Source organism: Embleya sp. NPDC055664, from assembly GCF_053618075.1.
On record NZ_JBSHGZ010000026.1, the window covers coordinates 112195 to 135415 of the forward strand.

Consider the following 23221-nt stretch of genomic DNA (forward strand, 5'->3'; position numbering starts at 1 on the left):
GGCGGCCTACCAGGGCATCGCGACGCCGCCGTTGGGGCGCAGGATCTGGCCGGTCACGAACTTGGCGGCGTCCGAGGCGAGGTAGGCCACCGCGTAGGAGATGTCGGTGGGCTCGCCGACGGTGCGCAGCGGGGCCATCCGGGCCATCGGCGCGGCGACCGCGGCCTTGCGCTCCTCGTCCTCGTTGCCGTCCGCGTCGGTCCAGTGCCGGCCCGTCATCCCGGTGACGATCCAGCCCGGCGCGACCGCGTTGACCCGCACGCCCCGCGGGCCGACCTCGGTGGCCAGCGTCTTGGTCAACTGCACCACCGCGGCCTTGGCCGCGCCGTAGCACAGCAGCCCGGAGGTGGCGGTGTCCACCGCGCCGGAGGCCATGTTGACGATGCTGCCGAAGCCTTGCCCCGACATCACCCGCGCGGCGGCGCGGCAGCCGAAGAAGACGCCCTTGAAGTTGATCGCCAGGACCCGGTCGAGGTCGGCCTCCTCGGTCTCGATCACCGTGCTCAGGTGCATCACCCCGGCGATGTTGGCGAGTACGTCGAGCCGGCCGTGCGCGGCGACCGTGTCGTCGATCAGCGCGTCGACCTGCGCGGCCCGCGAGGTGTCCACGGCGGCGGCGGTCGCGGCGCCGCCGGCGGCCACGATCGCCTCGGCGGTCTCCTGCGCCCCGGCCTCGTGGATGTCCGCGCAGACCACGGTCGCGCCCAGTTCGGCCAGGACCTCGGCGCTGGAGCGGCCGATGCCCGACGCCGCGCCGGTGACGACGGCGACCCGGCCGGTCAGATCGAGGGCTTCACGGAACACGGGTGACCTCCCGGCGCTGGTCGAGTATGGCGCGCCGACCGTACGAGCCATCTGACGAACAGTCAATAAAGGTGTGGGCCGGGGAGATCGGCGTCACCGCAGGCCCTCCTGGCGGCGGCACCAGCGGTGCGTCTCGCCGCCGGCGGGGAACACGCCGGCCGCCGCGAGGGCGTCGCACGGGTCGGTGGGCATACGCGCCGGCCGTCCGGTTCGGCCGCCGCCGGTGTGCGCCGACCGGGGCGGGTGGGCCGGGCCGGTCTCCGTCCGGGGGCGCGGGCGGGCGGCGGGCGGCGCGGCGTCCTCGGTGGGATCGCCCGCCGGCGGCGTCGGGTGTTCGGTCGGGGTCGGCTCGGCTGTGCCGCCCGCCAGGGCGGTGATCGCCGGCGCGGGCTCGCCGGCGAGCGGGTCGACGGGGGAGGGGGCGCCGGTCGGCCGGTGCGGCGCGGCGGCCGCGGGCGGGGTCTGCGGGCGCGGTGCGGGAGTCGGCGCGGACACCGAGGTGCAGCCGGTCGAGGCCAGGAACAGCACGGGCAGCACCAGGACGGGCAGGATCCGGGGAGGGGTCATGCCCGGTACGACGAACCACCCGGTCGTCGGTCACCGGGTGTACCTCCATCGGGTGACGGCTGGCAACGCGGACACCAAAAGGTCACCCTCGGCGGATCGCCCACATCGGCCCGCCGGATCCCGCTGCCGCAACGTGCGCACGGGCGCCCGGCGCGCCCGTAGACCCAGTGGCGCCGGCCCGGGCGGGTATCGCCGGTGGTGATGTGCCCGACCCGGTCCCGATTGGCCGCGAGCAGGCGCTGGGCCAGTACCGCCCAGGCGAGCGGGTCACCCGCCTCGGCGACCGGGGTCCACGGCGCGACGCCGCGCAGGAAGCACAGCTCGGCCCGGTACACGTTGCCGATCCCGGCCAGATTGCGCTGATCGAGCAGCGCCTCGCCGATCGGCCGGCGCGGGCGGGCGGCCAGCCGCCGGGCCGCCTCGGGCGCGTCCCAGTCCGGGCCGAGCAGGTCCGGGCCCAGATGCCCGACCACGCTCGACTCGTCGGCGGCGCGCAGCAGCTCCACCACCGGCATCCGCATCCCGATCACGGTGTGTGCGGTATTGGCCAGCACCAGTCGGATCGCGTGCCAGGGGCGGGGCAGCGGGTGCGCGCCGGTCTCCTGGACGTGCCAGGTGCCGTCCATCCGCAGGTGGGTGTGCAGCGTGACGCCGCCCTCGACGCGGGTCAGCAGGTGTTTGCCGCGCGGGACCACTTCGAGCACCGAGCGGCCGGTCAGATCCACCGTCGCCAGCGCGGGCACCCGGAAGTCGGTCACGGTCAGCTCGCGCTCCACGAGGGCCGCGCGCAGTCGCCGCGCCGCCTGGTACACGGTGTCGCCTTCGGGCATACCGCCATTGTCCCGGCCGTGCCGCCGGCCGTGCGCCCGGCCCGGGGCCGGCCCCCGAGTCCCCCCGGACCCGTCGGTGCGGCCGCCCCCGGGGGTCGGTGACGCCACGGGACGCGCGCCGGCGCGCGCTGCTTCGCGGTACACGGACCGACGTCGCGAACGCGCGGCCAGGAACACGTCCGCGACGCCGGATCCGAGTGCACCCGACCGTGACGCGTGCAGGGTCGCCACGGGCGGGGTGGTGCCGGCCGGTCCACCGGGATCGCTCCCGGGTCGCCGTCCGTGACCACGATCCTGCGGGATGTACATGACCGGGGTGTTTCGCGGACCGGGCGCTCGTGTAACGAAACGATGTCACCCTCGGAGGCGGAGCCCCTTCGGGGTGGCATGGAACCCGGCCGCCTCCAGCGCCTTGCCCAGCGAGGAGGTCAGCACCTCGGCGCCGTCGGCCTTCTCCACGGTCAGCTTGCCCAGCGCGCCCGCGCGCACGGCGTCGGCCAGCGCCGCGGCCGCCGGACCCACCCGATCCGGGTCGTCGGTCCAGGACAGCAGGGTGCGACCGCCGCGTTCGACGTACAGGATCGGCTCGCCGTCGAGCAGGATCACCAGCGCGCCGGCCTTGCGCCCGGGCCGGTGGCCGCCGCCGGCCTCGCCCGCTCGGTCCGGCCAGGGCAGCGCGGCGCCGTACGGGTTGGCCGGGTCGGCGGCGGCCAGCACCACCGCGCCGGGCCGCTCGTGCGGTTCGCGGCGCTCGCTCGCGTTGTGCACCGCGCGCAGCCGGTCCACCGCGCCGTCGGCGGCGAACTGGGCAGCGCCCAGGCCCTCCACGAAGTAGCCGCGGCGGACCCGGCCGCCCTCCTCGAACACGCTCAGCACCTTGTACGCCGCCGCGAAGCCGCCGGGGCTGCCCTCGGCGACCACCGCGCCGCGGGTGACCACGCCGTGCCGGTCGAGCAGCGTCTCGGCCAGCGCGTGGGCGCGCCGGGTCGGGTCCGGCTCGGGCACGGGGGCCAGCGACCAGCGCCCGGCCACGGTCGGCGGCCCGGTGCGCGCGCTCGCCACGGGGCGGCCCCGACTCAGGCCCGCGTACCGCCCGCGCGGGGTCGCCCGCCGGGCCCGGTGCGCGGTCGAGCCGGAGGTGCGCCCCGAGCCGAGCAGCGCGCGCAGCGGGGTGAGCGTGTCCCCGGTGACCCGCCCGGCCCACACCAGGTCCCACAGCGCCTCGGCGATCGCCGCCTCCGACGCCGGCGTCTCCGGGGCCAGCCGCTCGGTCAACTGCCGGAAGAACAGCGCGTAGCCGCCGTCGAGCGCGGTCAGGATCGCCCGGTGCAGATCGCCCGTGTCCAGCGGCACCGGAGGCGGCAGCAGGTAGGGAGCCGCGTCGGCGAGGTAGAGCGAGAGCCACCCGTCCTTGCCGGGCAGCGCGCCGTGCCCGGCCCAGAGCACCTCGCCCGCCGCGCACAACTCGTCCAGCATCGCGGGCGTGTAGCCGACCACGCGCGAGGGCAACACCAGCTTCTCCAGCGCCGACGCGGGCACGCTCGCGCCCTGCAACTGCTCGATCACCCGGACCAGGCCGTCCAAGCCGCGCACCCCGCTCGCCCCCACGCCCTGCCACGCGGTGAGGAAGCGGGCGAGGGCGACCGGCGGCACCGGCTCCACCTCGTGCCGCAGTGCGGCCAGCGAACGACGGCGGAGCATCCGCAACACCTCGGCGCCGCACCACTCCAGGCCGGACCCGCCCGGGCGGAACTCGCCGGAGACCACCTGCCCGTTCGCGGCCAGCCGCTCCAGCGTGCCGGTGGTCACCGCCACGCCCAGGCCGAACCGGGCCGCGGCCTCGCCCGCGCGAAACGGCCCGTGGGTACGCGCGTGCCGGGCCAGCAGATCACCCAGCGGGTCCTTGACCGGCTCGGTGAACGCCTCGGGGACCCCGACCGGCAGCGGCGTGCCCAGCGCGTCGCGCAACCGGCCGGCGTCCTCGATGCCGGCCCAGCGCTCCTCGCCCGCGATCCGCACCCGGATCACCCGCCGGGCCCGCTCCAGAGCGGTCAGCCACTCCTGCTCGAAGCCCGGCTCGGCCCGCGCCGCCACCTCGGCGGTGGTCAGCGGTCCGAGCAACCGCAGCAGATCCGCCACCCCCTCCGCGTCCCGCACCCGGCGATCCTCGGCCAGCCGCTGCAACTCGCTCTCGGTGCGCGCCAACACCTCCGGGTCCAGCAATTCGCGCAGCTCGGCCTGCCCCAGCAACTCGGCAAGGAGTCGCGAGTCCAGTGCCAGCGCCGCCGCCCGCCGCTCGGCCAGCGGCGAGTCGCCCTCGTACATGAACTGTGCGACGTAGCCGAACAGCAGCGAGCGGGCGAACGGCGACGGCTCGGTCGTGGTCACCTCGACGATGCGCACCGCGCGCGTGGCGATGTCGCGCATCAGCCCGGTCAGGCCGGGTACGTCGAATACGTCCTGCAGGCACTCGCGCATCGTCTCCAGGACGATCGGGAACGAGCCGTACTCGCTCGCCACCGCGAGCAGTTGGGCCGAACGCTGTCGTTGCTGCCACAGCGGGGTGCGCCGACCCGGCATCCGGCGCGGCAGCAGCAGCGCGCGGGCCGCGCACTCGCGAAAGCGCGACGCGAACAGCGCCGAGCCGCCCACCTCGGCGGTCACCAGCGGCTCGACCTCGGCCTCCTCGAACACCGCGAAGTCCGGCGGCAGCGCACCGGCCGCCAAGTCCTCGGGGGCGTCGCCGAACGGGTCGCCGGTGTCGGGCAGCCGCAGCACGATCCCGTCGTCGCCGTGCATCGTCTGTACGTCCAGACCGGTGCGCTCGCGCAGCCGGGCCGCGATGGCCAGCGCCCACGGCGCGTGCACCTGCGCGCCGAACGGCGAGTGCACCACCACGCGCCAGTCGCCCAGCTCGTCGCGGAAACGCTCGACCACGATGGTCCGGTCGTCGGGGACGTGGCCGCACGCCTCGCGCTGCTCGCCCAGATAGCCGAGGAGGTTGTCCACCGCCCACGGGTCCAGGCCCGCGGCGGCCACCCGCTCGCGCGCCCGATCCGCCGGCAGCGCGCCCACCTCGCGGACGAACGCGCCCAGCGCGCGGCCCAGTTCCACCGGCCGGCCGAGCGCGTCGCCGTGCCAGAACGGCAGCTTGCCGGGCACCCCGGGGGCGGGCGAGACCAGCACCTTGTCGTGGGTGATGTCCTCGATCCGCCAGGAGGAGGTGCCGAGCGTGAACACGTCGCCCACGCGCGACTCGTAGACCATCTCCTCGTCCAACTCGCCCACGCGCGACTTCGCCTCGCCCGCGACCAGGAACACCCCGAACAGGCCGCGGTCGGGGATGGTGCCGCCGGAGGTGACCGCGAGCCGCTGCGCGCCCGGGCGGGCGGACAACACGCCGGCCACCCGGTCCCACACGATGCGCGGGCGCAACTCGGCGAACGCGTCGGAGGGGTAGCGGCCCGCGAGCATGTCCAGGGTCGCCTCGAAGGCCGACGCGGGCAGCGCGGTGAACGGCGCCGCCCGGCGGATCAGCGCGAGCAGCGCGTCCACGTCGCGGTCCTCGACCGAGACCATCGAGACGATCTGCTGGGCGAGCACGTCCAGCGGATTGCGCGGCCCGCGCACCGACTCGATCGCGCCCTCGCGCATCCGCTCGGTGACCACCGCGGTCTGGACCAGGTCGCCGCGGAACTTCGGGAAGACCACGCCCCGGGAGACCGCGCCCACCTGGTGGCCGGCCCGACCCACCCGCTGCAGGCCGGAGGCCACCGAGGGCGGCGACTCGACCTGGACGACCAGGTCCACCGCGCCCATGTCGATGCCCAGCTCCAGGCTGGAAGTGGCCACCACCGCCGGCAGCCGGCCTGCCTTCAGGTCCTCCTCCACCTGGGCCCGCTGCTCCTTGGACACCGAGCCGTGGTGGGCCCGGGCGAGCAGCGGCGGCGCCCCCTTGCTGCTCCCGGCCTGGGCCATCAGCTCGGCGGGCGAGGCGTCCTGCGGCAACTCCTCGCCGGTCGCCCGCTCGTAGGCGATCTCGTTCAGCCGGCCGCACAGCCGCTCGGCCAGGCGGCGCGAGTTGGCGAACACGATGGTCGAGCGGTGCGCCTGGATCAGGTCGACGATGCGCTCCTCGACGTGCGGCCACACCGAGGTCTTGCGCTCGTTGCCGGCCTCGTCGAAGTCGCCGGTGCCGCCGCCCAACTCGCCCATGTCCTCGACCGGGACCACCACGGACAGCTCGAACGTCTTGGCCGACGGCGGCTGGACCACGTGCACCTCGCCCGTGGCGCGCATCCACCGGGCCACCTCGTCGACCGGGCGCACGGTCGCCGACAGGCCGATCCGGCGGGCGGGCCGCTCCAGGAGTTCGTCCAGCCGCTCCAGGCTCAGCGCCAGGTGTGCGCCGCGCTTGGTGCCGGCGACCGCGTGCACCTCGTCCACGATGACCGTGTCCACCCCGCGCAGCGCCTCGCGGGCCTGCGAGGTGAGCAGCAGGAACAACGACTCGGGCGTGGTGATCAGGATGTCCGGCGGCTTGGTCGCGAACCGGCGCCGATCGGCCGTGGGGGTGTCGCCGGAGCGCACCCCCACGGTCACCTCGGGCTCGGGCAGGCCCAGCCGCACCGACGCCTGCCGGATGCCGGTGAGCGGGCTGCGCAGGTTGCGCTCGACGTCGACCGCGAGCGCCTTGAGCGGCGAGATGTACAACACCCGGCAGCGTCGCCGGGGATCCTCCGGCAGCGGCTCGGCGGCGAGCCGGTCGAGCGCGGACAGGAACGCGGCGAGCGTCTTGCCGGAACCGGTCGGGGCGACGACCAGCGCGTCCTTGCCCTCGGCGATCGCCCGCCAGGCGCCCTCCTGGGCCCGGGTCGGCGCGTGGAAGGCGCCGGTGAACCACGCCCGGGTGGCGGGGGAGAAGCCGGCCAGGACGGAAGCGGAATCGTCGTGTGGCATAACTCCCCATGGTGCCCGGTGGCTCCGACATTCGCGTCGGCCGACAGGCGGGCGGCGGTGTGGGCGGCGGGCCGGCCGGCCCGCACCGGGATACTGGTCGTATGGGACTCACCGACTTCTGGCGACGCATGCGCGCGCACTTCGGCGACTCGTACTTCGAGTCCTTCGCCCGCGACCACGTGATGTCCGAACTGGGCGGGCGTACCGTGCACGAGGCACTGGCCGCGGGCATCGACGCCAAGGACGTCTGGCGGGGCGTGTGCGTGTCGATGGACCTGCCGACCACCAAACGCGCCTGAGCCCGGCGACCGGGCCGGGACCCGGCGGAGCCGGCGCGCGGCGTGCTCGGCCTCGTCGCGCCGGTCCGTGCGGGCGAATCTGCACAAAACGACCCAGCGTGACGCTCTAGTCTCTTTCTGTCATACGACGCATGGCACCACACATGCCACGCGACCGGACAGGGAGCCCACGTGACCACACCCGACACCCGGACCACCCGGGTCGCGGCGCGCGACCGCATGCCGTCCTGGTTGCCGCGGGCGGTGTTCCTGGTCCTCGTGATGATCGCCGGCTTCCGGCTGCTCGGCTGGACCCTGAACCAGTTGCGCACGCTGCTGATCGACCTGCTGGTGGCCTTCTTCCTCGCGCTCGCGTTCGAGCCCGCCGTGGACCGGCTCGCCCGCCGCGGGATGCGGCGCGGCGTGGCCACCGCGATCGCTTTTGTGGTGGTCTTCCTGGCCTGCGCAGGATTTCTGGCCGTGGTCGGCTCGCTCCTGGTGGACCAGGTGGTCGCCTTCGCGAACCACCTGCCGCGCTACCTGGAGGACCTGGTCGCGTGGGTGAACCGCACCTTCGGCACCGATCTGACCGTGGAGAAGGTCCAGGGGAAGATCTTCAAGGACACCGGCACCGTGCAGGGCTACGCCGAGCAGGTGGCCAACCACGCGCTCGGCTGGTCCGCCCGGATCGTCGGCGCGCTGTTCCAGCTCTTCACCATCGCGCTGTTCACCTTCTACTTCACCGCCGAGGGCCCGCGGATACGGCGCGCGGTGTGCTCGCTGCTGCCGCCCGGCCACCAGGCCGAGGTGTTGCGCGGGTGGGAGATCGCGATCGACAAGACCGGCGGATACCTCTACTCGCGCGCCGCGCTCGCGCTGATCTCGGCGTTCGCGCACTACGTCGCGTTCCTGGTCCTCGACCTGCCGTACGCGATCCCGCTGGCGTTGTGGGTCGGGCTGATCTCGCAGTTCGTACCGACCGTGGGTACCTACATCGCGATCGTGCTCCCCGCGCTGATCGCGCTGACGGTGAGCCCGGCGACCGCCGTGTGGGTGGTGCTGTTCGCGACCGCCTACCAGCAGTTCGAGAACTACCTGCTGCACCCGAGGATCACCGCGCGCACGGTGGAGATCCACCCGGCGGTGGCGTTCGGCTCGGTGATCGCGGGCGCCGCGCTGCTCGGTGCGGTGGGCGCGCTGATCGCGATCCCGGTGACGGCCACCGCGCAGGCGTTCATCGGGAGCTACCTGCACCGCTACGAGGTGCCCGAACACCACCTGACGCCCGACGAGACCCGGCCGCCGAGGCGGCCGGGTCGGCTGAGCCGGCTGTGGCGGCGGAGCGGGGACCCGGCGGGGGATACGGACGCTCAGGACCAGAAGCGGAACAGCCGGTAGCCGTCGTTGGCCAGGTATGGCGACACGTCCAGCGCGTCGGTGATGTGGTCGACCACGTCGTAGAAGTAGTGGTTGACCGACGGCGACCACAGCAGCGCGAACAGGAACAGGATCGCGTAGGGCGCGTACGGTGCGATGGCCCGGCGGAACTCGAAGGGCAACCACGGCTCCAGCACGCCGTATCCGTCCAGACCCGGCACCGGCAGCAGGTTCAGCACCGCCGCGATCACCTGGAGCTGGATCAGGAACGAGAACGCGGCCACGAAGGTCGCGCTCGCCCCGTCCACCACGCCGGACGACAGCAGCAGCGCGAGTACGCCGGCCAGCACGGCGTTGGTCAGCGGTCCGACCGCCGACACCAAACTGTTGCGGGCCCGGCCGCGGATCGCGCCGCGGTCCAGGTAGACCGCGCCGCCGCTGAGCGGGATCCCGCCGAGCAGCACGAAGACGGTCGGCAGGATGAAGGACAGCAGCGGGTCGCTGTACTTGAGCGGGTCCAGGGTCAGATAACCCTTGCCCACCACGCTGTGGTCGCCCGAGCGCAGCGCGGCGAAGGCGTGCGCGAACTCGTGCAGGCACAACGAGACCAGCCAACCCGAAATGACCAGCAGGAACACGCTGGTGCGGGTGGCGGGCTCGGAGGTGCCGTCGTCGTGCCACGCGTACCAGCCCGAGGCGACGCAGACCGCGACGATGGCGAGGAAGACCGGGCTCGGCCGCACATGGCGCAGCGAGCCGGCCGCGGGACGGCGGCCGTAATCTCCATGGGGGTGCGTCACGAACTGCTCCAGACGGGCGGAAGGGCCGTACGACCGGGAGTTCGCATCGTACGGCCCTGCCGGGACACTCAGTGGAACGCGTGTTCCGGTGCCGGGTAGGCACCGCCGACCACGTCGCCCGCGAACGCCTTGGCGGCGTCGCCGAGCGCGCTGCGCAGGTCGACGTACTGCTTGACGAACTTGGGGGTGTGGCCGGTGGTCATGCCGGCCATGTCGGTCCACACCAGCACCTGTGCGTCGGTGCCCGCGCCCGCGCCGATGCCGACGGTGGGGATGTCGAGGAGGTCGGTGACCCGGGCGGCCAGCTCCTCCGGCACACACTCCAGGACCACCGCGAACGCGCCCGCGGCCTGCATCGCCTTGGCATCGGCGATCAACTGCTCGGCGCTCTCCGCGTCCCGCCCCTGCACCCGGTAGCCGCCGAAGGCGTGCACCGACTGCGGGGTGAGCCCGAGGTGGGCCATCACCGGGACACCCGCGGCGACCAGGGCCTCGACCTGGGGTACCGAGCGCCGCCCGCCCTCCAGCTTGACCGCGCCGGCGCCGGCCTCCTTGAGGAAGCGCACGCCGTTGCGCAGCGCCTGCTCGGGGGATTCCTGGTACGAGCCGAACGGCAGGTCGGCCACGATCAGCGCGCGCTTGGTGCCGCGCACGACCGAGCCGGTGAGCATCACGAGCTGGTCCATCGTGACCGGCACGGTGTTCTCGTAGCCGAGGTGGTTGTTGCCGGCCGAGTCGCCGACCAGAAGTACGGGGATGCCCGCGTCGTCGAAGACCGAGGCGACCATCGCGTCGTACGCGGTGAGCATCGGCCACCGCTCGCCGGCCCGCTTGGCCCGGGCCAGGTCGCGCACGGTGACCCGGCGCCCGGTTCCGTCGCCGCCGTACAGGGTCAGTCCCGGACCCTCGGCCGAAGCGGATATCGGCTGCGCGGACTTGTTGCTGGACATGGTGTTCTCCCGACTCGAGGCGCTCGGACGGCGTCCCCGGACAAGGCCATGGTGACATGCCTCCGAACAGCACAACAGAGGCGTCGGGCGGGGGATTCCGGGTGGCCGGAGGCGGGTCGGGAGCCGGTCGGGAGCCGGTCGCGTGCAGGTCGCGGGCCGCGACGTTTGCCGAGGCTTTGCAATACGAGACCGTCTCGTTTCGTAAAGGCTCGCTAGCCTGAAGGGGAATCGAGCAGTGTCCACGTGTCGTACGAATCGAGCCTCACCCGTGACCGCAGCGAACGTTCCCCCGATACGCACCGTCGACGAGCACATACACCGCCGGCGCTGGGCCATCCTCGGCGTCCTGGTGATCAGCCTGCTGGTCGTCGTCCTCGACAACTCCATCCTCAACGTCGCGATCAAGACCATCGCCGACCCGGACAAGGGTCTGGGTGCCACCCAGAGCGAACTCCAATGGGCGATCAACTCCTACACGTTGGTCTTCGCCGGCCTGCTGTTCACCGCCGGCATCCTGGGCGACCGCTTCGGTCGCAAACGCACGCTGTTGTTCGGCATGGTGATCTTCGGTCTCGCCTCGCTGCTGTCCGCCTACTCGCAAAACCCGGGGCAACTGATCGCGGCGCGCGCGGTGATGGGATTCGGCGGCGCGTTCGTGATGCCGGCCACGCTCTCCATCATCAGCAACGTCTTCGAGCCGCAGGAGCGGCCCAAGGCGATCGGCATCTGGTCCGGCGCGGTGGGTCTCGCGATCGCGATCGGCCCGATCACCGGCGGCGCGCTGCTGGACCACTTCTGGTGGGGCTCGGTGTTCCTGATCAACGTCCCGATCGTGATCGTCGGCATCGTCGCGATGCTGGTGCTCGTGCCGGACTCGCGTGATCCCCGCCCGGGCCGGCTCGACCCGATCGGGGTGGTGCTGTCCATCGCGGGCCTGGTCTCGCTGGTCTACGGCATCATCCGCGGCGGCGACGCGGGCTGGGGCAGCATCGAGGTGATCGGCACGATCGTGCTCGGCCTGGCCGTACTCGCCTTCTTCGTCCGGTTCGAAAAGCGCAGCGACCACCCCGCGCTCGACGTGCGGTTCTTCCGCGACCCGGCGTTCTCCGCCGCGGCCGCCGCGATCGGCCTGGTCTTCTTCGCGCTCCTGGGCGTGACCTTCTTCATGGCCTTCTACCTGCAGAGCGTGCGCGGCTACACCCCGCTCCAGACCGGTCTGCTGCTGCTTCCGCTGGCCGTTGCGCAACTGTTGTTCTCGGCGCGCAGCTCGGTGATGGTCAAGCGGTTCGGGGTGCGCGCGGTGACCACCGGCGGCATGCTGCTGGTCGGCCTGAGCTTCCTGTCCTTCCTCTGGATGGACCGCACCTCGCCGATCTGGATCCTGTGCGTGGTCTTCTTCTTCCAGGGCGCGGGCATGGCGCACGTGATGCCGCCGGCCACCAACTCGATCATGTCCTCGCTGCCGCGCGAGAAGGCCGGCGCCGGATCCGCGGTCAGCAACACCGTGCGCCAGGTGGGCGGTGCCCTCGGCGTGGCGATCCTGGGTTCGGTGTTGTCCTCGGTCTACCGGGACCGGATCTCCGGCGACCTCGACAAGCTGCCGCCGAACGTGCCGCGCGGCCCGGCCGGCGACTCGGTCGAGGCCACCCTCGCGGTCGCCGGCCGGCTCGGCGACCGGGGTGCGGCGCTGGTCGACCCGGCCAAGGACGGCTTCATCGACGCGATGCACGCGGCCTCGATCGGTTCGGCGGTGGTCGGCCTGATCGGCGCGGTCGTGGTGTTCCTGTGGATGCCGCGCCGCGATGCCGGGCAGACTGCCCCGGGAGCGGGCCGACCCGGGGAGCCCGTCGAGGAACAGCGCTCCGCGAAGGTCTGACATGCAGCCTGCGACATCCCGATCAGCGGTCGAGCCGACGCCGGCCGACCCCACCGTGCACACCGACCCCGCCGTCGAGGCCGACGTCGGCCCCACCGTCGGGATCGACGTCGAAGACTCCGGCGCGGCGGACAAGCCGCGCCGGGGTCGGCCCCGCAGCGAAGAGGCCGAACGGGCGATCCTGCACGCGACGTTGCGACTGCTCGCCGAGCACCAAAGCATCACCGGCCTGTCCGTCGAGGCGGTGGCCCAGGAGGCGGGGGTGGGCAAGGCCACCATCTACCGCCGCTGGCCCGGCAAGGAGGCGCTGATCATCGCGGCGATCGAGGCCGCCGAGGTGACCCCGACCGTGCTCGCGGGCCGCTCGTTGCGCGAGGACCTGGTCAGCGTGTTGGAGAACATGCGCCGGCAGGCCATCGACAAGCGCGGCGACGGCCTGATGGGGGTGGTCGCGGGCGAGATCCGCAACCACCCGGAGCTGCATCGGCGCTACCACGAGGTGGTGGTGGAAAAGCGCCGGGCGATCCTGCGGGATCTGCTCCAGCGCGGGATGGACTCCGGCGAGCTGCGCGCCGACCTTCCGATGGAAGTCCTGATGGACCTCGTCACGGGCCCCATACTGGTACGCAAGCTCGTACGGGAGAACGCGAGTCTGGATCCGGAGCTGCCGGGCCAACTCGCGGACGCGCTGCTCGGCGGAATCCGCGCTCGCTCCTGAGCCCAAAGGGAACCTATCGGCCGCTTCCCGGCGTCCGTTTCGACGTAGGCGACGTTTTGTTCGTACGTTGACGCAGACAGTCGGGACCCGTACCCCGGGATATCAGGAGGCAGCATGACGTGGCCCACCACGACCGACACCGGAGCCGAGCCGCAGCCGGCCGGCGACGGCGGTTCGCGGCGCGGGTCACGTTGGTCGTGGGAATCGATCCGGGACGGCGCGGTCCGCGTCTGGCGCACCCCGCCGTGGCGGCGCGGCCGGGTGATCGCGGTGTTCGCGGTGCTGGCCGCGCTGCCGATGGCCTTCCACCGGCTCGTGCCCAACACCCCGGGCAACTGGGGCAGCTTCATCGAGACCTTCCTGCCCTGGGCGGGCCTGGTCGTCCCGGTGCTGCTGGTCTGCGCGGCGATCCGCCGCTCGTGGACCGCGGTCGCCGCGACGATGTTGCCGGTCCTGGTCTGGGTGACCATGTTCGGCGGCTTCTTCCTGCCCGGCCGCGGCGGCGGCCCGCACGACCTGCGGGTGGTCAGCCACAACGTCAACGCGGGCAACCCCGACCCGGCCGGCACCGCGCGCTCGCTGCTCGGCTCGGGCGCCGACGTGATCGCGCTCGAGGAACTGCCCGAGGGCGCGTGGAAGCAGTACAACGCCGTGCTCAAGGACCGCTACCCGAACGTGCAGCACGAGGGCACGGTGGCGGTGTGGACCACGGCCCGCTTCTTGATGAGCAAGGCCGAGGCGATCGACGTCGGGATGGGCTTCACCCGGGCGCTGCGCACCGTGATCACCACGCCCAAGGGCGACGTGCCCTTCTACGTCGCGCACCTGGCGTCGGTGCGTTTCGGCCCGAGCGGCTTCACCGTCGGCGACCGCAACCGCACGATCGACCGGCTCGCCTCGTCGCTCGCGGTCGAGACCGCGCCGCACGTGATCCTGGTCGGCGACCTCAACGGCACCACCGACGACCGCGCGCTGCGCCCGGTCACCCGCTACCTGCGCGACGCCCAGGACACGGCGGGCACGGGCATGGGCTTCACCTGGCCCGAGTCGTTCCCCATGGCCGCGATCGACCACATCATGTACCGAGGCATGACCGCGGCCGACGCAAAGGTCCTCGGCAGCACCCCGAGCGACCACAAGCCGGTCCAGGCGGACCTGCGCCTGAAGTGAGGCATCGCGAAGTCGCCTGCCGCAGGGCCCGACCGCATCGGTCGGGCCCTGCGGGCGTCCCGGCTTGCGGGCTCAGGCCGGTCCGGCTCCCGGTCGGCCGCTTTCGCGCCAGCGGCTGGTGATGGGTAGGCGGCGGTCGCGGCCGAAGGCCTTGAGGGAGATCTTGGTGCCCGGGGGGTATTGGCGCCGCTTGTACTCGGCGGTGTCGACGAGGGCCAGGATGCGGTCCACCAGTGCCGGTTCGAAGCCGGCGGCCACGATCGCGTCGCGGCCCATGTCCCGTTCGACGTAGTCGTCCAGGATGTCGTCGAGCAGTTCGTAGGGCGGCAGCGAGTCGGTGTCGACCTGGCCCGGCCGCAGCTCGGCGCTGGGCGGCTTGGTGATCGAGTTGACCGGGATCGGCGCGACCTCGCCGCGCCGCTCGGCCTCGGCGTTGCGCCAGCGGGCCAGCCGCCACACCGCGGTCTTGGGCACGTCCTTGATCGGTGCGAAGCCGCCCACCGCGTCGCCGTACAGGGTGGAGTAGCCGCAGGCCAGCTCGCTCTTGTTGCCGGTGGCCAGGACCAGGTGGCCCTCCTGGTTGGACAGGCCCATCAGGGTGGTGCCGCGCACCCGTGCCTGGAGGTTCTCCTCGGCCAGGCCGGTCAACCCGAGCGCGGCCAGGTAGGCGTCGACCATCGGCGCGATCGGCACCTGCCGGTAGTCGAGCCCGATGCGCTCGGCGGTGTCGGCCGCGTCGTCCCTGGAGTGTTCGGAGGAGTAGCTGCTGGGCATCGAGACGCCGTACACGTTGCCGCCGCCCACCGCGTCGGCCGCGATCGCCGCGACCAGGGCCGAGTCGATCCCGCCGGACAGGCCGAGCAGGACCGACTTGAAGCCGTTCTTGGCCACGTAGTCGCGCAGACCGGTGACCAGTGCCCGGTAGATCTCCGCGTCGTCGGACAGGGCCGGCGCAATGGTGTGCTCGGCGGCGGGCGCGGGCGGCGGCGCGGACTCCTCCGTCAGCACCACGTGCCGGATCGTCAGGTCGTCGGCCACCGTGTCGTCCGTGCGGGCGAGTCGGGCGTCGACGGTGCGCTGCGGCAGGTCCAGGTCGGCCACGAGTAGTTCCTCGTGGAACTGTGCGGCGCGCGAGAGCAGCCGGCCCTCGGCGTCCACGATCAGCGAGTCGCCGTCGAAGACCAGCTCGTCCTGCCCGCCGAAGGCGTTGACGTAGGCGAGTGTGCAGTCGGCCTCGCGGGCCCGGCGGCGGACCAGGTCGAGCCGCGAATCGTCCTTGCTCACCTCGTACGGCGACGCGTTGATCGACAGCAGCAGACCCACTCGGGCGGCGCGCGCGGCGGCCACCGGTCCGCCCTCCTGCCACAGGTCCTCGCAGACCGCGATCGCGATGTCCACCCCGCCGATCCGAACGACCAGGAGCCGGTCGCCGGGCACGAAGTAGCGGTATTCGTCGAAGACACCGTAGTTGGGCAGGTGGTGCTTGGCCGAGCGGGCCACGATCCGGCCCCGGTGCAGCACCGCGACCGCGTTCTGCGGGGCGCCGGCCGGACGGCCCAGGCGCGGCGCGGACTCCTCGCACCGGTCCAGATACCCGACCACCACCGCGATCTCGCCCAGCCCCTCGGCGGCGAGCCGGTCGGCGAGGCCCTCCATGGCCAGTCGGGATGCCTCGACGAAGGACGAGCGCAGAGCCAGGTCCTCGACGGGGTAGCCGGTCAGGGCCATCTCCGGGAAGGCCACGAGTGTCGCGCCGCGCTCGGCGGCCCGCCGGGTGCGGCCGACCACCAGTTCGGCGTTGCCGTCGAGGTCGCCGACCGTGGGGTCGATCTGGCTGAGGGCGATGCGAATCCGGGTCACGCGTTCCAATGTACCCGACCCTTGACGTCAAAGTGACGAATAGTCGACGAGGGCCCGGCGCAAGCCACCCGTGGCCCGCCCACGACCCGCCCACGACCCATCCGCGACCCGTCCGCGCGGACCGGACGCGGCGTGCGGTGGCGGCCCCTCGGCCGGACGGAAAACCGCAGGCCAACAGCGGGCGAAAGGCGTCCGCCCGGGCGGGCCCGGGGCTCGGCGTCGAACCGCCCGGAGGATACCCTTGGCACGGTTCACCACCGGGCCCCGACGACTCGCCCGACGGGATTCCCCGACGGGTGTGATGCCGCACGAAACAGCCGCCCCGCAGGTCGTCCCCGAGCGGTTTCGGGGTACCGGAGCACGGGGCGTGGCGAAGCACGGCGTTAGCAGTACGCGGCCGAGGACGCAACGCAAAGGGCACGTAATGTGCTCGAAACCCCGCAGCGGGATACTCGGGTGCCCGCGGTGCCCCTGCCGATCGCTCACAGGCCGTCCGACCTGCAAGGATAGGGAATTATGGATAAGCAGCAGGAGTTCGTGCTCCGCACCCTCGAGGAGCGCGACATCCGGTTCGTGCGGCTCTGGTTCACCGACGTGCTCGGCTTCCTGAAATCCGTCGCGGTGGCACCGGCCGAACTCGAGCAGGCGTTCGCCGAGGGCATCGGCTTCGACGGCTCGGCGATCGAGGGCTTCGCGCGCGTGCACGAGTCGGACATGCTCGCCAAGCCGGACCCGGCCACGTTCCAGATACTGCCGTGGCGGGCCGAGGCCCCCGGTACCGCTCGCATGTTCTGCGACATCCTGATGCCCGACGGCTCGCCGTCCTTCGCCGATCCGCGCTACGTGCTCAAGCGCACCCTGGAGCGGGCCTCGGAGAAGGGCTTCACCTTCTACACGCACCCCGAGATCGAGTTCTTCCTGCTGAAGGAGAAGCCGGTCGACGGGACCCCGCCGACGCCGATCGACCACAGCGGCTACTTCGACCACACCCCGCAGCCGGTCGGCCAGGACTTCCGCCGCCAGGCGATCACCATGCTCGAGAACATGGGCATCTCGGTCGAGTTCAGCCACCACGAGGGCGCGCCGGGCCAGCAGGAGATCGACCTGCGCTACGCCGACGCGCTGAGCACGGCGGACAACATCATGACCTTCCGCCTGGTGGTCAAGGAGGTCGCGCTGGAGCAGGGCGTGCACGCGTCCTTCATGCCCAAGCCGTTCTCCGAGCACCCGGGCTCGGGGATGCACACGCACCTGTCCCTGTTCGAGGGCGACCGCAACGCGTTCTACGAGGCCGGCGCCGAGTACCAACTCTCCAAGGTCGGCCGCTCGTTCATCGCGGGGCTGCTGCGGCACGCGGGCGAGATGGCCGCGATCACGAACCAGTGGGTCAACTCGTACAAGCGGCTGTGGGGCGCATCGGCGCGCACCGCGGGCATGGGCGGCGAGGCGCCGTCGTACATCTGCTGGGGCCACAACAACCGCTCCGCCCTGGTGCGGGTGCCGATGTACAAGCCCACCAAGGGGCAGTCCACCCGGATCGAGGTGCGCCAGATCGACTCGGCGTGCAACCCCTACCTGGCGTACGCGGTGCTGCTCGGCGCCGGGCTCAAGGGCGTCGAGGAGGGCTACGAGCTGCCCCCGGGCGCCGAGGACGACGTGTGGGCGCTGACCGACGCCGAGCGGCGCGCGCTCGGCATCGCGCCGCTGCCGCAGAACCTGGCCGAGGCGATCGCGCTGATGGAGCGCAGCGAGCTGCTGCCGGAGATCCTGGGCGAGCACGTCTTCGAGTTCTTCCTGCGCAACAAGCGGCACGAGTGGGAGGAGTACCGCCAGCAGGTGACTCCCTTCGAGCTGAAGCGCTACCTGCCGGTGCTCTGAGGCGGCGCCGGCAAGGCTGCGGGTCCGGCACCGCCCCGGCTCCGTTTCGCGGCCGGCACCGCTCCCGGTCCGGCACCGTCCCGACTCCGGGGCTCCACCACGTCGAACGGCCCGACCCCGCCGGGGGATCGGGCCGTCGGTCGTCGGGCGGCGCGGGGCGGTCGGACGTATGGGCCGCCGGGGGCTCGGGGCATCCGTGTCCGGGGCACCCTCGCCCGGGACCTGCCCGGGACGTCCGCGCCCGGGACGTCCACGCTCAGGACGTCCGCGCTCAGGACATCGGCGGGCCGAGCAACTCCAGGATGTAGCGGACGTAGGCGTCCTTCTCCTCGCCCTGCGGCAGCAGCTGCGGCGCGCCCCGGCGGATCAGCGCGATGCCGACGGTCATGGTCAGCGCGGTCAGCGCATGCCGGTAGGCGGCGTCGGCGGGCAGGCCCAACTCCTCGGTCAGCCGGGCGCCGAACTCCAGCCGCCGGCGGGTGACCTGCTCCAGGATCGGGCCGACCACCGGGTGCTGGGCGTGGATCAGCAGTGTGGTGGTGATGTCCGCGCCGCTGGGCGCGGTGAACGCGTACTCGGTGAGTCGGCGCCCACGCTCGACCGGATCCTCGATCCGTTCGGCCGCGGCCATCAGTTCCTCGGACTCGGCCACCCAGCGCTCCAGTGCGGCCTGGATGAGCGAGTCGCGATCCTTGAAGTGCCAGTAGAAACTGCCCTTGGTGGTGCCGAGGCGTTCCGCGAGGGGTTCCACCGCGACCGCGCCCAGGCCGCCTTCCCGCATCGCCTCCAGGGCCGCTCGAGCCCAGTCCTCTCGGCTGAGGGTGCGGCGGCCGGGGCGAGCGGACCGTTCCGGTTCGTCGTCTGATTGAACCCTCTCCGAGGGAACACCGTTGCGCATGGCACCTACGCTAACGTAGGGTGACGTCCCGTACGGTGGCGTATGGCGGCTCGTCGCTACGGAGGCCTCTTCGGGCCGTGGGACGGACGGCTCGCAGAGTGGAATCGCCGTTCACCACCGGACGAGGGCGCGCCGCACATGTGTTCGCCGCGGTCGGGGGGCTCGGCGAACCCCCGGTGCGGCGCGTCCACATTCCCAGTTCCGTTCTTGATCGATCAGTCGTTTGACCGGATACGCTCGGCCGGTGACCTCTGTGGATCAGCCTCGCGAACCGGCGGCCACCGACGGGCGTCTGGTGCGACTGGGCTTCACCGACATCGCGAGTGCCGCGCGCAACCTGCGCGATCCGGCCCTGCTCGGCGCGGGCGACGACCCGCTCTTCCTGGACGCGCTGGCCGCCACCGCCGACCCCGACCTCGCGCTGCTCGGCCTGGTCCGACTCGCCGAGGCCGCCGCCGACCGCTCGGTCCTGCTGTCCACGCTCGCGTCCGCGAAGCCCTTCCGGGACCGGATACTGGGCGTCCTCGGGGTCAGCGCCGCGCTCGGCGACCACCTCGCCCGGCACCCCGACGACTGGCGCTCCCTGGTCACCTACGACGTCCGCGACGCCCGGCCCACCCCGGCCTACTTCCACACCGAACTCACCGGCGCGCTCACCGGCCTGCGCGGCGACCCGGCGCTCGACGCGCTACGCATCGGCTACCGGCGCTGCCTGCTCTCCATCGCCGCACGCGACGTGTGCGGCTTCGCCGACGAGCCGACCGTGGCCGCCGAACTCGCCGACCTGGCCGGCGCCACCCTGGACGCCGCGCTCGACCTGGTCCGCCGCGAGCATCCGGTCGAGGCCGAACAGTGCCGGCTGGCGGTGATCGGCATGGGCAAGTGCGGCGGACGCGAACTCAACTACATCAGCGACGTGGACGTGGTTTTCGTCGCCGAAGCCCCGCCCGGCGTGTCGGAGGGCAGCGCGGTCGCCGCCGCCAACCGGCTCGCCGGCGCCCTGATGCGGGCCTGCTCGGCGACCACCGTCGAGGGCTCGATCTGGGAGGTCGACGCCAACCTGCGCCCCGAAGGCCGCAACGGCCCGCTCACCCGGACCCTGGCCAGCCACCTCGCCTACTACGAACGCTGGGCCAAGACCTGGGAGTTCCAGGCCCTGCTCAAGGCCCGCCCGGTGGCCGGCGACCCGGCCCTGGGCCGCAAGTACATGGACAGCGTCTCGCCCATGGTGTGGACCGCGGCCGGCCGGGAGAACTTCGTCGCCGACGTGCAGGCGATGCGCCGCCGGGTGGTGGACAGCATCCCCGCGCGCGAGGTGGCCCGCGAGGTCAAGCTCGGGCCGGGCGGGCTGCGCGACATCGAATTCGCCGTGCAGCTGCTCCAGTTGGTGCACGGCAAGTCCGACCCGACGCTGCGCCACGGCTCCACCCTGCAGGCGCTTGCCGCGCTGTCCGCCGGCGGCTACGTGGGCCGTGACGACGCCGCCGGGCTGAACGCCGCGTACCGCTTCCTGCGCACCCTCGAACACCGCATCCAACTCTTCCGGCTGCGCCGCACCCACCTGCTGCCCACCGACCCGGACGAACTGCGCCGGATCGCCCGCTCGATGGGCATGCGCTCCAACCCGGTGGGCGAGTTGGAGAAGGCCTGGAAGCAGCAGACGCTGGAGGTGCGCCGGCTGCACGAGAAACTGTTCTACCGGCCGCTCCTGGACGCGGTCGCCCGACTCAAGCCGGGCGAGCAGCGGCTCACCGCCGAGGCCGCGCGGGCCCGGTTCGAGGCGCTGGGCTATGCCGACCCGGCCGCCGCGATGCGCCACCTGGAGGCGCTGGCGTCCGGGGTCAGCAGGCGGGCCTCGATCCAGCGCACGCTGTTGCCGGTGATGCTGAGCTGGTTCGCCGACTCGGCCGACCCCGACGCCGGTCTGCTCGCCTTCCGGCAGGTCTCCGACGCGCTCGGCAACACGCACTGGTACCTGCGGCTGCTGCGCGACTCGGGGGCGGGTGCCTCCGGGGCGGCGGCGGAGAACATGGCGCGGGTGCTGGCGTCGGGGCGGCTCGCGCCGGATCTGCTGCTGCGCGCGCCCGAGGCGGTGGCGATACTCGGCGACGGGGACGGGTTGGGGCCGCGTTCGCGGGCAGCGCTCGAGACCGAGATCCTGGCCGCGGTCGGGCGGGCGCCCGGGCCGGAGAGCGCGGTACAGGCGGCGCGCAGCGTGCGCCGACGGGAGCTGTTTCGGATCGTCGCCGCCGACGTGCTGGGCCGGCTGGATGTGGACGCCATCGGCCGGGCGCTGACCGACGTCAACGCCGCGACGCTGACCGGCGCGCTGCGGGCCGCCGTCGACGGGTACGAGCGCGAGCAGGGGCCGATCCCGGCCCGGATCGCGATCATCGCGATGGGCCGGTTCGGCGGCTACGAGCAGGGATACGGCAGCGACGCCGACGTGATGTTCGTGTACGAGCCGATCGAGGGCGCGCCGGAGGAGCCGGCCGCCAAGGCCGCCCAGCGGGTGTGCAACGAGGTGCGCCGGCTGCTGCAGATCCCGTCCACCGACCCGCCGCTGCTGATCGACGCCGACCTGCGCCCCGAGGGCCGGCAGGGCCCGCTGGTGCGCACGCTCGCGTCGTACCGGGCCTACTACGAGCGCTGGTCCAAGCTGTGGGAGAGCCAGGCCCTGCTGCGCGCCGACGTCACCTCGGGCGACGCCGACCTGGGCCGGCGGTTCCTGGCACTGGTCGAACCGGTGCGCTACCCGTGCCCAGGGATCGACGACGGCCAGGTCCGCGAGATCCGCCGGATGAAGGCCCGGATCGAGGCCGAGCGGCTGCCGCGCGGAGCCGACCCGACCATGCACACCAAGCTCGGCCGGGGTGGTCTGGCCGACGTGGAGTGGGTGGTGCAACTGCTCCAGCTGCGGCACGCGCACGAGGTTCCCACGCTGCGGGTGACCGGCACCCGACAGGGGTTGGCGGCGGCCCGGGACGCGGGGCTGCTCGACGCGCACGACGCCCGGATCCTGGACGACGCGTGGGTCGAGGCCACCCGGGTGCGCAACGCGGTGATGATCGTACGCGGCCGGTCCTCCGACAGCTTCCCGTCCGATGTGCGCGAGTTGGGCGGGGTGGCCCGGCTGCTCGGGCACGCGTCGGACGAGACCGGCAGTCTGCTGGAGGAGTATCGGCGGGTGACCAGGCTGGCGCGGGCCGTGGTGGAGCGGGTCTTCTACGGCGAGGACGAGACTTCGACGGGCTCGCGCTGAGGCTTCGCGCGAGGGGCGTCGGGCGTGTGGTCGTCGTCGTGCCCGTCGTCGGCTTTCTTGTCCGTCGGCGGTGGCGGCGCGGCCCGCGGGTCGTCCGGCGGATACTGCGGGAAGCGGTACGCGGAGCGTCCGTTGACCAGGCACTGGACGCCGAAGGCCGCAGCCAGGGTGATCCAGCCGCCGACCGCGTCGAGCACGAAGTGGTTGCCGGTCGCCACGATCACGAACAGGGTGGCGATCGGGTACAGGACGCCCAGCACCTTGGCCCACAACGGCCGGGCGAACATCACGATCGCGAGCGCGCACCACGTCGACCAGCCGATGTGCATCGACGGCATCGCCGCGTACTGGTTGGAGACGTTCTTCATGTCGCCGGACGCCATCGATCCCCACGTGTGGTGGACCAGGACGGTGTCGATGTAGTCCGCGCCGGGCAGCAGTCGCGGCGGCGCGAGGGCGTAGAAGAAGTAGCCGAACAGGGCCAGCCCGGTGGTCAGGAACAACACCGTGCGCACGGCCCGGTAGCGGCCGGGATGTTTGTGGAACAGCCACACCAGGACACCGATGGTGACCACGAAGTGCAGTGTGGCGTAGTAGTAGTTCATCGGCACGATCAACCACGTGATGCCGTTGACGGCGTGGTTCACGCTGTGTTCGATGTCGATGTGCAGTGCCTTCTCGACATCGAGGAGTTGCCAGGCGCGGTCGACCGCGAGGTGTTCACGCTCGGGCACCGCGTTGCGGATCAGTGAGTACACCCAGTAGCTCAGCGCCACCAACGCGAGTTCGACCACGAATCGCGGACGACGCGGCGTGTGCAGATATACCCGCAATCGGGTCATCGTGGGGATCGGCTGCATGGTTGTCCGTCCGGCTTCGTCGGTCAGCCGTCGCCCCGACGGCGGCATGGTCTCTCGGCTCGGATTGCCCCCCATGACTCAAGTCTGCCAGAGCCCGCCCCCGAGCCGATCACCCCGTGGGGCCATCCGAGGGC

Annotated in this window: 16 protein-coding genes; 7 read left to right on the forward strand and 9 right to left on the reverse strand. The window is 72.6% G+C overall.

Annotated elements, in window-relative coordinates:
- Positions 1–6 precede the first annotated feature (6 nt).
- The 4 genes from ACWGR4_RS32860 to ACWGR4_RS32875 form a co-directional block, all read right to left on the reverse strand.
- The gene (locus ACWGR4_RS32860; protein ID WP_452129344.1) at positions 7–804 is read right to left on the reverse strand and encodes an SDR family NAD(P)-dependent oxidoreductase; all 798 of its coding nucleotides are present in this window, start codon (positions 802–804) and stop codon (positions 7–9) included.
- Between the two features lie 93 nt (positions 805–897).
- On the reverse strand, positions 898–1371 hold the full coding sequence (locus ACWGR4_RS32865; RefSeq protein WP_452129343.1) for a hypothetical protein: 474 nt from the start codon (positions 1369–1371) through the stop codon (positions 898–900).
- A complete protein-coding gene (locus ACWGR4_RS32870) occupies positions 1368–2201 on the reverse strand; it encodes a DNA-formamidopyrimidine glycosylase family protein (protein ID WP_452129342.1) in 834 nt (277 codons plus the stop codon). The genes ACWGR4_RS32865 and ACWGR4_RS32870 overlap by 4 nt, the downstream gene beginning before the upstream one ends.
- Before the next feature lie 354 nt (positions 2202–2555).
- Entirely contained in the window at positions 2556–7160 is a 4605-nt protein-coding gene (locus tag ACWGR4_RS32875; RefSeq protein ID WP_452129341.1) for an ATP-dependent helicase, read from the reverse strand.
- Positions 7161–7261: 101 nt separating this feature from the next.
- On the opposite strand from ACWGR4_RS32875, the gene ACWGR4_RS32880 reads away from it, so the two are divergent.
- Complete coding sequence (locus ACWGR4_RS32880) at positions 7262–7459, forward strand: DUF3046 domain-containing protein (protein ID WP_078977480.1); 198 nt, start codon at positions 7262–7264, stop codon at positions 7457–7459.
- Positions 7460–7630: 171 nt separating this feature from the next.
- The gene (locus ACWGR4_RS32885) at positions 7631–8836 is read left to right on the forward strand and encodes an AI-2E family transporter (RefSeq protein WP_452129340.1); all 1206 of its coding nucleotides are present in this window, start codon (positions 7631–7633) and stop codon (positions 8834–8836) included.
- Here ACWGR4_RS32885 and ACWGR4_RS32890 read toward each other — a convergent pair.
- Positions 8809–9615 (reverse strand): site-2 protease family protein, encoded by an 807-nt coding sequence (locus ACWGR4_RS32890; RefSeq protein ID WP_452129339.1) that lies wholly within the window; start codon positions 9613–9615, stop codon positions 8809–8811. The genes ACWGR4_RS32885 and ACWGR4_RS32890 overlap by 28 nt on opposite strands.
- Positions 9616–9683: 68 nt before the next feature.
- Positions 9684–10565, reverse strand: a complete 882-nt coding sequence (gene panB, locus ACWGR4_RS32895; protein WP_380003132.1) for a 3-methyl-2-oxobutanoate hydroxymethyltransferase — start codon at positions 10563–10565, stop codon at positions 9684–9686.
- A 268-nt stretch (positions 10566–10833) separates the two neighbouring features.
- On the opposite strand from panB, the gene ACWGR4_RS32900 reads away from it, so the two are divergent.
- The 3 genes from ACWGR4_RS32900 (at position 10834) to ACWGR4_RS32910 (ending at position 14329) form a co-directional block, all read left to right on the forward strand.
- Positions 10834–12441: an MFS transporter gene (locus ACWGR4_RS32900; RefSeq protein WP_452129338.1), complete on the forward strand. Its 1608-nt coding sequence runs from the start codon at positions 10834–10836 to the stop codon at positions 12439–12441.
- Position 12442: 1 nt separating this feature from the next.
- Complete coding sequence (locus tag ACWGR4_RS32905) at positions 12443–13159, forward strand: TetR/AcrR family transcriptional regulator (protein ID WP_452129337.1); 717 nt, start codon at positions 12443–12445, stop codon at positions 13157–13159.
- Between the two features lie 114 nt (positions 13160–13273).
- Positions 13274–14329 carry an endonuclease/exonuclease/phosphatase family protein gene (locus ACWGR4_RS32910; RefSeq protein ID WP_452129336.1) on the forward strand — a complete coding sequence of 352 codons (1056 nt, stop codon included), beginning with the start codon at positions 13274–13276 and terminating at the stop codon, positions 14327–14329.
- Between the two features lie 72 nt (positions 14330–14401).
- On the opposite strand, the gene ACWGR4_RS32915 is transcribed toward ACWGR4_RS32910, so the two are convergent.
- Positions 14402–16189 carry an NAD+ synthase gene (locus ACWGR4_RS32915; protein WP_380003136.1) on the reverse strand — a complete coding sequence of 596 codons (1788 nt, stop codon included), beginning with the start codon at positions 16187–16189 and terminating at the stop codon, positions 14402–14404.
- Between the two features lie 516 nt (positions 16190–16705).
- Here ACWGR4_RS32915 and ACWGR4_RS32920 point away from each other — a divergent pair.
- Positions 16706–18067: a glutamine synthetase family protein gene (locus ACWGR4_RS32920; protein ID WP_078977486.1), complete on the forward strand. Its 1362-nt coding sequence runs from the start codon at positions 16706–16708 to the stop codon at positions 18065–18067.
- A 271-nt stretch (positions 18068–18338) separates the two neighbouring features.
- Here ACWGR4_RS32920 and ACWGR4_RS32925 read toward each other — a convergent pair whose 3' ends face one another.
- Positions 18339–18965, reverse strand: a complete 627-nt coding sequence (locus ACWGR4_RS32925) for a TetR/AcrR family transcriptional regulator (protein WP_078977487.1) — start codon at positions 18963–18965, stop codon at positions 18339–18341.
- A 244-nt stretch (positions 18966–19209) separates the two neighbouring features.
- Between ACWGR4_RS32925 and ACWGR4_RS32930 the strand changes: the two genes are divergently transcribed.
- A complete protein-coding gene (locus ACWGR4_RS32930; RefSeq protein ID WP_452129335.1) occupies positions 19210–22227 on the forward strand; it encodes a bifunctional [glutamine synthetase] adenylyltransferase/[glutamine synthetase]-adenylyl-L-tyrosine phosphorylase in 3018 nt (1005 codons plus the stop codon).
- Here the strand turns inward: ACWGR4_RS32930 and ACWGR4_RS32935 are convergent.
- Complete coding sequence (locus ACWGR4_RS32935; RefSeq protein ID WP_452129334.1) at positions 22191–23162, reverse strand: phosphatase PAP2 family protein; 972 nt, start codon at positions 23160–23162, stop codon at positions 22191–22193. The two genes, ACWGR4_RS32930 and ACWGR4_RS32935, sit on opposite strands and share 37 nt — an antisense overlap.
- Positions 23163–23221: the final 59 nt, after the last annotated feature.